This is a genomic window from Streptomyces sp. NBC_01485 (genome assembly GCF_036227125.1).
GTDB lineage: Bacteria > Actinomycetota > Actinomycetes > Streptomycetales > Streptomycetaceae > Streptomyces.
Genome location: NZ_CP109435.1, coordinates 1944479 through 1957878 on the forward strand (window position 1 = coordinate 1944479; position 13400 = coordinate 1957878).

The 13400-nt window shown below is 73.1% G+C and carries 12 protein-coding genes and 1 pseudogene; 6 read left to right on the forward strand and 7 right to left on the reverse strand.

The genetic code is table 11. The features are described 5' to 3' along the window. Positions 1–47: 47 nt before the first annotated feature. Positions 48–1160 carry a DUF5925 domain-containing protein gene (locus OG352_RS08995; protein ID WP_329215861.1) on the forward strand — a complete coding sequence of 371 codons (1113 nt, stop codon included), beginning with the start codon at positions 48–50 and terminating at the stop codon, positions 1158–1160. 37 nt (positions 1161–1197) lie between these two features. After that, entirely contained in the window at positions 1198–1983 is a 786-nt protein-coding gene (locus OG352_RS09000; RefSeq protein ID WP_329215862.1) for a DUF72 domain-containing protein, read from the forward strand. Between the two features lie 33 nt (positions 1984–2016). On the opposite strand, the gene OG352_RS09005 is transcribed toward OG352_RS09000, so the two are convergent. Further along, positions 2017–2385, reverse strand: coding sequence for a GntR family transcriptional regulator (locus tag OG352_RS09005; RefSeq protein WP_329215863.1), 369 nt, complete (start codon positions 2383–2385; stop codon positions 2017–2019). A 96-nt stretch (positions 2386–2481) separates the two neighbouring features. Here OG352_RS09005 and OG352_RS09010 point away from each other — a divergent pair. Together OG352_RS09010 and OG352_RS09015 are read left to right on the forward strand one after the other, a co-directional pair. Next, positions 2482–2673, forward strand: a pseudogene (locus OG352_RS09010) (GNAT family N-acetyltransferase); the annotation flags it as partial. Further along, on the forward strand, positions 2654–3157 hold the full coding sequence (locus OG352_RS09015) for a DUF402 domain-containing protein (protein ID WP_329215864.1): 504 nt from the start codon (positions 2654–2656) through the stop codon (positions 3155–3157). The pseudogene OG352_RS09010 and the gene OG352_RS09015, both read left to right, overlap by 20 nt. Positions 3158–3173: 16 nt before the next feature. Here OG352_RS09015 and OG352_RS09020 read toward each other — a convergent pair whose 3' ends face one another. After that, positions 3174–3788, reverse strand: a complete 615-nt coding sequence (locus tag OG352_RS09020) for a class I SAM-dependent methyltransferase (protein ID WP_329215865.1) — start codon at positions 3786–3788, stop codon at positions 3174–3176. 138 nt (positions 3789–3926) lie between these two features. Here OG352_RS09020 and OG352_RS09025 point away from each other — a divergent pair, with 138 nt between their 5' ends. Then, positions 3927–4061: a hypothetical protein gene (locus OG352_RS09025; RefSeq protein WP_020128204.1), complete on the forward strand. Its 135-nt coding sequence runs from the start codon at positions 3927–3929 to the stop codon at positions 4059–4061. A gap of 22 nt (positions 4062–4083) precedes the next feature. Here OG352_RS09025 and OG352_RS09030 read toward each other — a convergent pair whose 3' ends face one another. The 5 genes from OG352_RS09030 to OG352_RS09050 form a co-directional block, all read right to left on the reverse strand. Next, entirely contained in the window at positions 4084–4545 is a 462-nt protein-coding gene (locus OG352_RS09030; RefSeq protein WP_329215866.1) for a GNAT family N-acetyltransferase, read from the reverse strand. A gap of 31 nt (positions 4546–4576) precedes the next feature. After that, positions 4577–5464 (reverse strand): esterase/lipase family protein, encoded by an 888-nt coding sequence (locus tag OG352_RS09035; RefSeq protein ID WP_329215867.1) that lies wholly within the window; start codon positions 5462–5464, stop codon positions 4577–4579. A gap of 164 nt (positions 5465–5628) precedes the next feature. Next, entirely contained in the window at positions 5629–6675 is a 1047-nt protein-coding gene (locus tag OG352_RS09040; RefSeq protein WP_329215868.1) for a DNA polymerase Y family protein, read from the reverse strand. After that, positions 6672–10154: a DNA polymerase III subunit alpha gene (locus tag OG352_RS09045; protein WP_329215869.1), complete on the reverse strand. Its 3483-nt coding sequence runs from the start codon at positions 10152–10154 to the stop codon at positions 6672–6674. The genes OG352_RS09040 and OG352_RS09045 overlap by 4 nt, the downstream gene beginning before the upstream one ends. 220 nt (positions 10155–10374) lie before the next feature. Beyond that, positions 10375–11457 carry a S1 family peptidase gene (locus OG352_RS09050; protein ID WP_329215870.1) on the reverse strand — a complete coding sequence of 361 codons (1083 nt, stop codon included), beginning with the start codon at positions 11455–11457 and terminating at the stop codon, positions 10375–10377. 378 nt (positions 11458–11835) lie between these two features. Between OG352_RS09050 and OG352_RS09055 the strand changes: the two genes are divergently transcribed. Beyond that, positions 11836–13362, forward strand: a complete 1527-nt coding sequence (locus tag OG352_RS09055; protein WP_443072189.1) for an acyl-CoA carboxylase subunit beta — start codon at positions 11836–11838, stop codon at positions 13360–13362. Positions 13363–13400 lie beyond the last annotated feature (38 nt).

A 13400-nucleotide genomic window follows, 5' to 3' on the forward strand; every position in this document is an offset into this window, starting at 1 on the left:
TGCGGAAACCGGGTGCAGACGGGGCCCGTGTGCCCGATCATGGCCGCATGTCTGCCCAGCCACAGGACGCTCTGCCGATCCGGCTCAACGTCGACGACTCCGACTCCCCGTCCGACGTCGTCGACGCGCTGTTCCTCGGCCGCTTCGCGACGGGCGAGCAGCCGTACTCGCACGCCGCGAACATCGACCGCGTACGCTCCGGCGCGACCCTGCTGCCACCGCAGGCCCGCGTGCTGCGCGTCGCCCGCGACGACGACCGCAGCGCCACGCTCGCCGAGGGGGACGGCTGGACGCTGCTGATCTCCCGCTGGAACCACGGCGCCGACGTCACGGTCACCGCGACCACCGCCGAACTGGCCGCGAAGGTCCTCGACGAGGCCACCGACGGCGCGGCCGACGAGCCCGAACCCCAGCCGGAGAACGTGACCATGGGGTTCTGGTACGTCTCCCCGCGGCGCGGCCCGCACCGCACCACCCGCCAGATCTCCGCGGGCACCTGGGACGAGGTGCGCGCCAACTACACGGCCCCGGTCGCCCAGGCGATGGACCGCCTGATGGGGACGACCCCCGACGACATCGCGGGCCGGCTGCTCCTGCTGCACGGCCCGCCCGGCACCGGCAAGACGTCGGCGCTGCGCACGCTGGCCCGGTCCTGGCGGGAGTGGTGCCAGGTGGACTGCGTCCTGGACCCCGAGCGGCTCTTCTCCGACGTCGGCTATCTGATGGACATCGCGATCGGCGAGGAGGACGCCACCGGCAAGGGCCGCTGGCGGCTGCTGCTCCTGGAGGACTGCGACGAGCTGATCCGCGGCGAGGCCAAGCACACGGCGGGCCAGGCCCTGTCCCGGCTGCTGAACCTCACCGACGGCCTCCTCGGCCAGGGCCGCAACGTCCTGGTGGGCGTCACGACCAACGAGGACCTGGAGCGCCTGCACCCCGCCGTCGTCCGCCCCGGCCGCTGCCTGGCCCGCATCGAGGTCGGCCCGCTGACCCAGCGGGAGGCCGTGGACTGGCTGGGCAGGGAGGACGCCGTCGGCGGGGAGGAAGCCGTCGGCCGCGAGGGCGCGACGCTGGCCGAGCTGTACGCGCTGCGCCGGGGCACCTCCCCGACCTCGCTCCCGGAGCCCCGGGGGCGGTCGGACGCGGGGCTGTACCTGTAGGCGTCTCGGTGGCGGCATCAGGTGTTTTGATGGAGGTATGACGCTGTACGTCGGCACGTCCGGCTGGCAGTACAAGGACTGGAGGGGCGTCCTGTACCCGGCCGACATGCCCGTGCGGCGGTGGCTGGAGGAGTACGCGGAGCAGTTCGCCACCGTCGAGATCAACAACGCCTTCTACCGGCTGCCGTCGCGGGAGAACTTCGCGTCCTGGGCCGGGCGTGTCCCGCCGGACTTCGTGGCCGCGGTCAAGGCGAGCCGGTATCTGACCCACATCAAGCGGCTGCGGGACCCCGAGGAGCCGGTGCACCGCCTGATGACCCACGCGGCCGGCCTCGGCGCCCGCCTCGGCCCGGTCCTCCTCCAACTCCCGCCGACCCTGCGCGCCGACGCCGGGCTGCTGGACGCCTGTCTGTCCCGCTTCCCGTCCGACGCCCGGGTGGCCGTCGAACCGCGCCACGCGTCGTGGTGGACGCCGACGGTGCGCGGGGTGCTGGAGGCGCGGGGTGCGGCCCTGTGCTGGACGGACGTCGGCTCCCGCCCGGCCACCCCGCTGTGGCGGACCGCCGACTGGGGCTACGTCCGCTTCCACGAGGGCCGCGCCCAGCCGTGGCCGCGCTACGGCCGGCGCGCCCTGGAGACCTGGGTCGACCGCGTCGCGACGACCTGGCCGGACGGGGACCGGGGCGGCGGTGACGTGTACGCGTACTTCAACAACGACCCGGGCGGCGCGGCGGTCGGGGACGCGGCGCTGTTCGGCAGGACGGCGGAGCGGGCGGGCCTGACGGTGACCCGCACCCCTCGCGCGCTCGCGGCACGCGGCTGATCACGGCATGCGGGCCCTGCGGGCATGCCGTGATCAGCCCTGGTAGGCCGCCCGCAGGGCATCCCGCACGGCCGCCGTCGCCTGCTCCTCGGTGAGCCCCAGCCGCCGTACCCGCTCGGCGTACGCCTGCGCCGCGCCGGCCGCCTCGCGCTCCGCCGCCGTACCCGCCTCGGCGACGAACGTGCCGTTGCGCCCCCGGGTCTCGATCACCCCGTCCGCCTCCAGCGCCCGGTACGCCTTGGCGACGGTGTTCGCGGCGAGGCCGAGCGACTCGGCCAGTCCGCGCACCGTCGGCAGCCGGTAGCCGACCGGCAGCGCTCCCGACCGGGCCTGCCCGGCGATCTGCGCCCGCACCTGCTCGTACGGCGCGGCGCTCTCATCGATGTGGATCTTCAAGGTCACGGGCCGATTGTCCCGCACCCACCGCGAACGAGGGGCATGAGTGCGGGGCGTAAATGAGAGGCAGAGGGGCGGCTCCCGCCCGTAGCGTGCGCTCACATGACCGGCACCGCCCGCACCCACCGCGGCCGGGGCCTGGCCAAGCTCGTCAAGAACGCCTCCCTGCACCGCGCCCGTGCCACGGGGTACACGGAGGCGTACACGGGCAACGCGCCGATGCTCGCCATCAACAAGTGGTTCGGGTACGAGATCCACGCGACGGAGGTGCGGCATGTCCGCGAACTCGGCTGAGCCGGTGCGTCCGGTGGACGTCGTCCTGGTCAAAGCGGGCCGGACGAAGATCCGGTACGCGGCCGAACTGCTCTCGGACGACGGCACACGCATCGCCGTCCGCGCGCCCTGGGCCGGCGACGGCGTACGCGACTTCGGCTTCGTACGGTTCGAGGCGGGTGACGTCTTCACGGAGTACTACTGGCGCGACCGCTGGTACGCGGTGAAGGAGGTCCGCGACCGGGCGGGCGCCCTGAAGGGCTGGTACTGCGACGTCACCCGCCCGGCCGCCCTGTCCGGCGCCGAACTCGTCGTCGAGGACCTCGACCTGGACCTGTGGCGCTCCGCCGACGGGACGGACGTCCGACGACTGGACGAGGACGAGTTCGAGGAGAGCGGGCTGCGGGAGCGCGACCCGGCAGCCGCCGGGGCCGCGATGGCCGCCCTCGGCGAACTGGAGGTGTTCGCGTCCGTCGAGGGCGGCCTGGAGTCGCTGCTGGCGTAGGGGCGTAGGGGGCCGCTCACATCGTCGCCACCACCGCGTACCGCTCGTCGTCCACCTCCCCGCCCCACAGCCGCGCGTCGTCGGACAACCTCTCCACGCGTGTGTTCCCGGCGAGCGGGGCCAGCAGGCCGGTGAGCCGGTCCGCCGGTATGCCGACCGGGGTGACGGTCCCCCACACGCCCTCGACCAGCACGAGCCGGCCTCCGGGGCGCAGCAGGCCGCGCCAGTGCCGCAGGACGCGGGCGGGGTCGGGCAGGGTCCACAGCACGTGCCGTACGAGCAGGGCGTCGAAGCGCCGCTCGCCGACCGGGGGCGCCGCCGCGTCACCGAGGAGGAACACCGCGTCACGTCCGGCGAGTTTGGCGCGGGCCAGGTCGATCATGGCCGGGGACAGGTCGACCCCCGTCACCCGGTGCCCCTGTTCGGCGGCGAGGAGCGACAGGCTGCCGGTGCCGCAGCCGAGGTCGAGGACGTCGCAGCCGCGCTCCGGCAGCCAGCCCCGTAACCGCCGGGCCCAGGCCGTGCGCACCTCGGGGTCGCGCAGGCCGTGGTCCGGCTCGTCGTCGAAAGCGGGCGCCGCCGCGTCCCAGTCGACACCCGGCGGAGTCGGTTCATCACGCTTTTTCGTCATGCGCCCAAGAGTGACACCCACCACTGACACTCGAATCGTGACACCCGCCACTGACAGATCGCGGGCGATGAGGAACTCTCCCGGAAAGGGTCTACCTCCGTGAGAACGCGGAACTCGGTGGCCCTGAAGGAGGCAGCCATGCGCCGCACGACCGTGCAGAAGCCCCTGAAGAAGACGGACTCCCGCCGGATCCGCGACGAGGTCGACGAACGGCCCGCCGGCCGCCCCGAGGTGCGCAAGGACATCGCCCGCACCTGGTGGCCGGACGGCTGACACCGCCCGCTGGCGGACGCCGTCAGTCCAGCCGCTTGCGGTAGTGGAGGCGGTCGTACGGTCCGTCCATGCGCCGCTCCACGAACTCGTAGCCGTACCCCGGGTAGATCTCCTGGTTCTCCCACATCATCGCGTTCGTGCAGAGCCTGACCTCGGACAGGCCGAGCGCACGCGCGTGTGCGTCCACGAAGTGCAGCAGCCGCCGCCCGACGCCCTTGCCGTGGACGTCGGGGCGGACGGCGATGCTGTCGAGGAACAGGTGGTCCGCGAACGCCTCGACCACCACCAGGCCGACCACCGCGCCGGCGACCGGATCGCCGGTGACGTACACCTTCCCCGCGGCCACGTTCGCCGCGTGGTCCGCCTCCATGGGCGGCGGCACGCACCCGATGCGCTCGATGTAGTGCGTGTACGCCGCGTTCGTGACGGCCTTCACCGCCGCCACGTCGGCCGCCGTGGCAGGCCTGATCTCCTCACTCGTCATGCCGGGAACGCTACCCGGGGCGGGCTGCGGGTCAGCTCAGGGCGGACGCGCAGGTGGTGCGGGTGGCGTGGGCCGGGTCGAGTGCGCCTGCCACCTCGTGGTAGGCGATCCGGTCGAACAGTCCGATCGCCACGTGCTCGGAGAGGTCCAGCGGGCACAGGTCCTGGAGCAGGACGTTGCGCACGTCGGAGCCGCTGAGGTACTGGCTGCGCCACGGCGTGACCACCTCGTCGTACTTGGTGGCGATGACCGTGTAGTGGACGCCGGCGACGGTGTCGCCGCCCGCGTTGAGCCTGGTGAGGAAGGCCGAGCCGGCGATCTGGTCGGCGAGGCCGGGGGTGGCGGCCGAGAGGTGGTCCTGCGCGCCCGGGAAGTAGGGCAGCAGGTTGGCGAGTCCGCCGAGCGTGGTGCCGTGGTTGCTGGGGGCGAGGCCGACGAGCGCGTTCACCTTGGCGGCTCCGCCGAGGAACTTCAGGTAGTGACGCGGCATCATGCCGCCCTGCGAGTGGCCGACGAGGTCGGCCTTGGCGGCGCCGGTCGCGGCGAGCACCTTGTCGACGAAGACGGAGAGCTGCCCGGCCGACCTGTCGACGGGGCCGAGGCCGTCGAAGAGCGGGACGCCCGGCAGTCGGCCGTAGTCGACGGAGAAGACGCAGTATCCGCGGACCGTCAGGTAGGGGGCGAGGGCCAGCCAGTTGTCGACCGAGTTCCCGAAGGTGCCGGGCACGAGGACGACGGGGCGGGGGTGGGCGGCGGAGGGCTTGCAGTCGTAGTCGTTCCAACCGCTCGAAGGGGCGGTCGCGGTGAAGGCGGAGGCGGGGGTCGGGTCGGCGTGGGCGGCGGTCGCGGGGACGGTGACGGCCGCGGCGGCCAGCAGCAGTGCGGCGAGCGGTCCGAGCACGCGCTTCCAGGGCAGCATCGTGTGATCTCCTTGCGGCTCAAGGGAGGTGCGATGGCCTTACGCCCTGTGATCCGGATCACGAGGATGCTGTTCACTCGTCAAGTTACGGTTGAGTAGCTGAAGTGTGAAGTTACGCGTCGGTAAAAACTTCCAGTGGTAGTCGGCGACAGCCCGACCGAGGCCTACGCCGCCAGCGTTCCCGGTTTCACCGACTCCGGTCCGAACTTCGCCCGTACCCGGTCGGCCGCCTCCTCGACGCGGCGGACCTTCTCGTCGACGGGGTCGAAGGTGAGCTGGTGGGAGGCCTGCTCGGCGGGGGTGAGGGCCTCCGCGCGCAGGGCGAGCGCGCGGACCCGGGCGCGCTGGAGGCCGAGCGCCTCGTACAGGCCGTACGCGGTCCTCGTCAGGGCGGCGGAGTGTGCGGTCGGCTCCTCGAGGGTGCGGCTGCGGGTGGTGGAGATGGGGGTCCCCCCGCTCGAGCCTGTTCGAGCGGGGGGGAGGCCGGCGTAGCGGACGGTGAGGGTGAGGGTGCGGCAGACCTTCTCCACGGCGCGCAGCCGGGTGCCCAGTTCCTCGGCGGCCGAGAGGAGGGCTCGGCGGTGCCGGTCCGGGTCCAACTCGTCGAGGGGGAAGGGGCGTTCGGCGGCCAAGGAGCGGGAGACCGTGTTCGGGAGGACCCGGCCTCGGTCGATGCCGTTCGCCTTCTCGTGCAGGTCGCGGGCCGTCTTCGCGCCGATCAGGCGCTGGAGCGTGGACAGGGGTGCGGCGGCGACCCGGCCGAGGGTGTCGAGGCCGTACTCGCACAGGGTGCGGGCGGTCGCCGTACCGACACCGCGCAGCGCGGTGACGGGCTGCCCGGCGAGGAACTCCCGCACCTCGCTCTCGCCCTCGGGGACCGCGCAGGTCACCCCGGGCCGGGCACCCCGCAGCGCCAGGCGGGCCGTCATCGGGCCGGGACCGGCGCCGATCACGCAGTCGACCCCGTACCGCGCGAGCGCCCGCACCCGGATCACCGACGCCAACTCGACCGCGCTGCGCCCGAAGTACCGTTCGGCGCCCCGCAGATCGGCCAGCGCCCCGTCCGGCGGCAACGCCTCGACGACCGGCGTGAACTCCTCCAGCAGCCCGAGCAGCGCCGGCAGGACGGCCTCGTTCGTCGGTGTCGGTGTCGGCGTCGGCGTCGGCGTCGGCGTCGGCGGCAACTGGAAACGTACGCAGAGGATGGTCATCCCGCACTCCCCGGGCTCTGGTGCCACAACTTCCGTACCCTCGCGGGGTCTTCGCCCGCCGGGCGCAGATCGGCCCACGGATGCAGTTCGTATCCGGTCGGCAGCCGGATACGACGCCCGTCCGTCGGGTCGCCGTCCCGTTCTTCCTGTTCCCGGCCCGGCCCCAGTCCCGGTTCCGGCCCCGCCAGCCGCGCCGCCACCTCGTCCAGCCCGCCCTCGGCGCGCAGTTCGACGAGTTCGGCGAGGTTCCAGGCGGCGGCGCCCACCACGCTGAGGCTGCGCGGACCGCGCCGCTGCACCACCCCGCGCACCAGCAGCAGCCAGGAGTGGAAGACGGTGTGCGCGCACGCGTCGTGGGAGTCGTCGAAGAAGGCGAGGTCGACGAGGCCGGTGCCGTCGTCCAGGGTGGTGAAGATGACCCGCTTGCCGGACCGGATCGGCGGGGTCTGGGTGGCCGCCTTGGCGCCCGCGACCAGCACGGTCTCCCCGTGCCGGGTGTCCCGCAGCCGGCGCGCCGACACCACGCCCAACTCGTCGAGGAACGCGCGGTGGTCGTCCATCAGATTGCGCGAGGCGTCCATGGACAGCACCCCCAGCTCGGCACTGAGCCGCTCCGCCGAGGACAGGTCGGGAAGCCCGGCCGGAGCCGTCTCGCGCCCGCCGGACAAGGGGAGTTGACCGCCGCCCGCACCTCGCGCGCCCCGGTGCAGCTCGGTCAAGTGCAGTTGCAGGTCACGGCGGTTGGCACCGAAGGAGTCCAATGCCCCTACCTGGGCCAGCCGCCCGGCCAGCGGACGGCTCGGCCGCCCCCGCTCCCAGAAGTCCAGCAGCGAGGCGTACGGCTGCCCGTCCGCGATCCGCGCCGCCTCGGCCTCGCTGATGCCGTGCACGTCGGAGAGGGCCAGCCGAAGCCCCCAACACCCGCCGGAACCAACAGGTTCGGACACCAGTTCGATACGATGGGCGACCGCCGACCGGTTCACGTCCAGCGGCAGGATCGGCACCCCGCGCCGCCGCGCGTCCGCCAGCAGCAGCCGCTTCGGGTACATCCCGGGGTCGTGCGTGAGCAGCCCGGCGTAGAAGGCGGCCGGGTGGTGCGCCTTCAGCCACGCCGACTGGTACGTCGGGACGGCGAAGGCGACCGCGTGCGCCTTGCAGAAGCCGTAGGAACCGAAGGCCTCGACGATCTCCCAGGTCCGCCGGATCGTCTCCGCCCCGTACCCGTTCGCCGCCGCGCGCTCCGCGAACCACACCTTGATCCGCCCCTGCGACTCCGGATCGGACAGCCCGCGCCGCACCCGGTCCGCCTCGCCGCGCCCGCAGCCGGCCATGACGGCGACGATGTCGATGATCTGCTCGTGGAAGACGACGACCCCGTAGGTGTCCCGCAGCGCCTCTTCCAGGTCCGGGTGCGGATAGCGGATCGGCGCCCGCCCGTGCCGTGCCTCGATGAACGGCCGCACCATGTCGGCGGCGACCGGGCCGGGCCTAAACAGCGAGATGTCGACGACCAGGTCGTGGAAGGCGGCCGGCTGCAACCGCCCCACCAGGTCCCGCTGTCCCGGCGACTCGATCTGGAAGCAGCCCAGCGTCTCGGTGGACCGGATGAGCCGGTACGTCGCCGGGTCGCCGCCCTCGACCGCGTCCAGGTCGATCCGCTCCCCCGTCGCCCGCTCCACCTCCGCCACCGCGTGCGCCATCGCCGACTGCATCCGCACACCCAGCACGTCCAGTTTGAGCAGCCCGAGATCCTCGACGTCGTCCTTGTCGAACTGCGCCATGGGGAACCCCTCACCGCTGGTCGGCACGACCGGCGTACGGGAGAGGAGGGAGGCGTCGGAGAGGAGCACTCCGCACGGGTGCATGGCGACTCCGCGCGGGAGGGCGTCGAGGGCCTCGACCAGCGTCCAGAACCGTCCGTACTTCTCCCCCTCCCGTTGGAACTCCCCGGCGAGCGCCTTGAGTTCGGGCAGTTCCGCCAGGGCCGCGCGGGCGTCCCGGGCCCGGATGTGCGGGAAGGACTTGGCGACGCGGTCGATCTCGGCGGGGTCCATGGACAGGGCCGCGCCCACGTCCCGGATCGCGTGGCGGACCCGGTACGTCTCCGGCATCGCCACCGTCGCGACCCGCTCGGTGCCGAACCGGCCGATGATCGCGCGGTAGACCTCCAGGCGGCGCGCGGACTCCACGTCGATGTCGATGTCGGGCAGCACGACCCGCTCCTTGGACAGGAAGCGCTCCATCAGCAGCCCGTGCTCGACGGGGTCGGCGTGGGCGATGCCGAGGAGATGGTTGACGAGGGAGCCGGCGCCGGAGCCGCGTGCGGCGACCCGGATGCCCAGGTCCCGTACATCGTCGACGATCTGAGCGACCGTCAGGAAGTAGGAGGCGAAGCCGTGGTGGGCGATGATGTCCAGCTCGTGGTGCATCCGCTCCCAGTAGAGCACCGCCTCAGGAGAGCGGTGGTATCCCCGCCGCACCATCCCCGCCGCCGCCCGCGAGGCCAGTGTCCGCTGGGCGGTGCGGCGGTCCGCGCCGACGAGGTGCGGCTCGGGGAAGTGGACGGCGCCCATGCCGAGGTCGTCCTCGGGGTCGACCAGGCACTCGGCGGCCGTCGCCCGGGTCCGCTCCAGCAGGCGGTGGGCGGTGTCCCGGCGGAAGCCCGCGGCCTCCACGATCCGCTCCGCCGCCCCGAGCATGGCGTCCGCACCCTTGAGCCAGGCCTCGCCCGAGTCCGGTTCCCTGGTCGGGTCGATGGGGACGAGCCGGCGGGCGGCGTCCAGGACGTCCACGACCGGGCCCTGGCCGGGGTCGGCGTACCGGACGGCGTTGCTGAGGACGGGCCGGATCCGCTGTTCGGCGGCGAAGCCGACGGTGCGGGCGGCCAGCCGCAGGGAACCGGGTCCGGTGCCGGAGCGCCCGTGCCAGACGGCCTCCAGGCGCAGGGCGTCGCCGTACGTCTCCCGCCAGGGGGCGAGGAGCTTCGCGGCCCGGTCCGGACGGCCCGCGGCGAGCGCGCGGCCGACGTCGGAGTCGGGGCCGAGCAGGACGGTCAGGCCGTCGCCGTGGTTGCCGGCCCAGGGCAGCGACGGGGTGCCGGCGGCGGCGTGGGCGACGGTGACGATCCGGCACAGGTCGGCCCAGCCCCGGGCGCCGTCGCGGGCGAGGAAGGTGACGCGGGGGGCCGACTCGTCGACGAAGGCGCCGCCGCGCGCGGGCGTGCGGCGCCGGTCCCGCCGTACGTCACTCTCCTGGCGGACGGGCCCGGCGACCGCCAGGTCCACCCCGAACAGCGGGCGCACGCCGGCCCGCGCGCAGGCCTTGGCGAAGCGGACCGTGCCGGCGAGGGTGTCGCGGTCGGTGAGGGCGAGGGCGTCCATGCCCCGCTCCGCGGCGCGCTCGGCCAGCCGGTCCGGGTGCGAGGCGCCGTAGCGCAGGGAGAACCCGGAGACGGTGTGCAGATGCGTGAACCCTGGCACACGCACCTCCTGTACTCACGCCCACACTCTCGAACATCTGTTCCCAGCTCCCCCACCCCCACCATAGACCAAATCTCGAACATCTGTACGACGACTGCCTCACAGTCGCCCGCTCGCCGCCCGTCGGCCGCCCGCCAGTCGTCCGGGCGCCTCTCACCTGCGGAAACACGCGTGAGGTCCCGCCCCTCGCGCGCGGGGCGGGACCTCCGTGAGCCGTGCGTCAGCCGATCCGGGTGCCCGTCGCCGACAGTGCCTCTGTCACCGGCTGGAAGAACGTCTCCCCGCCGGAGGCGCAGTCGCCGCTGCCGCCCGAGGTCAGGCCGACGGCGCTGCCGCCCGAGAAGAGGGAGCCGCCGCTGTCGCCGGGCTCGGCGCAGACGTCGGTCTGGATGAGACCGTTGACGATGTCGCCGTTGCCGTAGTTCACCGTGGCGTCCAGACCGGTGACCGTGCCCGAGTGGACCCGGGTGGTCGTGCCGCTGCGGGTGACCTTCATGCCGACGGTGGCCTCGGTGGCGCCGGTGATCCGCTGGGCCGAGCCGTTGTAGAGGTTCACCTCGCTCGGGTGGTCGACGTCGGCGGTGTACTTCACCAGGCCGTAGTCGTCGCCCGGGAAGCTGGAGGTCTCGTTGACGCCGATCTCGGTGCCGGCGGAGTCCGACCAGGTGGAGATGGCGTCGGTGCAGTGCCCGGCGGTCAGGAAGTACGGCGCGCCGCCCTTGACCACGTTGAAGCCGAGCGAGCAGGTCCCGCCGGACCCCTCGATGGTGTCACCGCCGGCGATGAGGGGCTTGAACTCCCCCTTGGTGCGCTGGAGTTCGGCCACCTTGCCGAGTCCGCCGACAACCTTGGTGAGCTTGGTCCACTCGGCGTCGGAGACGGTGCGGTCGGCGGTGACGACGACCTTGTTGGTGGTCGGGTCGGTCACCCAGGCGGTGCCCGGGATGGTCGCGTCCGCCTTCAACGTCGTATGGGCGCCGGTCAGTTCGGCGAGGGAGTTCTCGACGATTCTGGCCTTCGCGCCGGCCGCCTCGGCGGTCTTCGCGGCGGCCGCGTCGAGGACGTTCACCACGAGGCTCCTGCTCTTGGCCTCGTAGTACGTGCCCGCCGCGTCGGCGCCGAGGTCCTCGCCGAGCGTCGAGGCGAGCTTCCCGGCCGCGAGGGCCGAGAGGGTGGCGGGCTGCGGGGTCTTCGCGGGCTCGCTGGCGTTCGCGGTCTGGAAGGTGACTCCCGCCGCGACGAGCGCGGCGACACCCGCACCCGTCATGACCGCCCGCCGCCCGGGTATGCGTCGGTGCTTCAACTCGCGTCCTCCTGTGGGGGGTCGGCCCGGCGCGGTGATGGAACCCGCGCCGGGCCGGAAGGCTGGTTGTTGACGAACGTTCACTCTTCCGAACCGCACAGGGAGCACACAAGGTCGCCCTCCGGAAGCGCACAAGGTGGGCACCGCGCGCCCTCCGCTCCTTCACCACCCCCTCTCACCACCCGTGTGCGGGCACACCGACCGGCGGTCTGTTGTCACCCAGGGACGAAGACGGTCCTCAGGAGACTCATCTCCCGCACACAGAAAGGTGATCCGCCCGGTCCTCCCCCTGTCCGCTGCCATATTCAGAGCCACTTTTCGGAGGTGGCTGTGACGCCAGAGGCGACAACGTCCCACATACGCGAGACAGTGACGCGTGTGCCCGACGGCACCGCCGGACGCCTCGCCGGTCTGGAGAGCCGACGGGCCCGGGCGGAGGCTCCGGGCGGCCCGCGACGACGCGGGGAGTACGGTGCCCGCGAGCGGATCAACCTGCTGCTGGACGTGGGCTCGTTCACCGAGACCGGCCTGTTCGTCCGGGGCCGGCCCACCGGGGACGGCTCCCGTGGGCCGTACGGCGACGGGGTGGTCACCGGCTACGGCACGGTCGACGGACGTCCGGTCTGTGTGTTCGCCCAGGACTCCACGGTGTTCGGCGGCAGCATGGGCGAGGCGTTCGGTGAGAAGACGATCGCCCTGATGGACCTCGCCCTGAAGACCGGCTGTCCGGTCGTCGGGCTCAACGACGGCGGCGGCGCCCGCATCCAGGAGGGCGTCGCCTCGCTCGCCCTCTACGCCGAGCTGGTGCGCCGCAACGTCAAGGCGTCCGGTGTGATCCCGCAGATCTCGGTCGTCCTCGGGCCGTGCGCCGGCGGGGCCGCGTACTCGCCGGCCATCACCGACTTCACCGTGATGGTGGACGGCGCCTCGCACATGTTCGTCACCGGACCCGACGTCATCGAGGCGGTCACCGGCGAACGCACCAGCGCCGAGGAGCTGGGCGGCGCCCGGGCCAGCAACACCGTCAACGGCAACGCCCACTTCCTCGCCGCCGACGAGGTCGACGCGCTGGACACCGTCCGCGACCTGCTGTCGTACCTGCCCGCCAACAACCTGGAGCCGCCCCCGCGGTACGCGCCGGGCGACGCGGCCGACGGCGCGCGGCTCGACGGGGTCGTGCCGGACCGGCTCGGGCAGGCCTACGACATGCGCGACATCCTGCGGGCGGTGGTCGACAACGGCGAACTGCTGGAGATCCAGGAGCTGTTCGCGCCCAACATCATCTGCGCGCTGGCCCTCGTCGAGGGCTCGCCCGTCGGCGTCGTCGCCAACCAGCCGCTGCACCGCGCCGGGGTCCTCGACATCGACGCCTCCGAGAAGGCCGCGCGTTTCGTGCGGTTCTGCGACGCGTTCGGCATCCCGGTGCTGACCTTCGCCGACGTCCCCGGCTATCTCTCCGGCGTCCGCCAGGAGCAGGCCGGGATCATCCGGCGCGGCGCCAAACTGCTGTACGCGTACGCCGAGGCGACCGTCCCGAAGGTCACCGTGGTGGTGCGCAAGGCCTACGGCGGCGGGTACGCGGTGATGGGCTCCAAGCATCTGGGCGCCGACCTCAACCTCGCCTGGCCCACGGCCCGGATCGCGGTCATGGGCGCCGAGGGCGCCGTCGGCGTCCTGCACCGGCGGGAACTCGCCGCCGCCGCCGACCCGGACGCGTTGCGCGCCCGCCTCGTCGCCGCGTACGAGAGCACGCACGGCACCCCCTATCTCGCCGCCGAGCGCGGCTACGTCGACGCCGTGATCGCCCCGCGCGACACCCGCCCGCAGATCTGCCGTGCCCTGCGGGCGCTGCGCGGCAAACGCGCCCCGATGCCGGAGCGCCGGCACGGCAACATCCCCCTCTGACCCCGCCCCCCTTCCGCTCCCTCCCTCCCCCGCCCCCT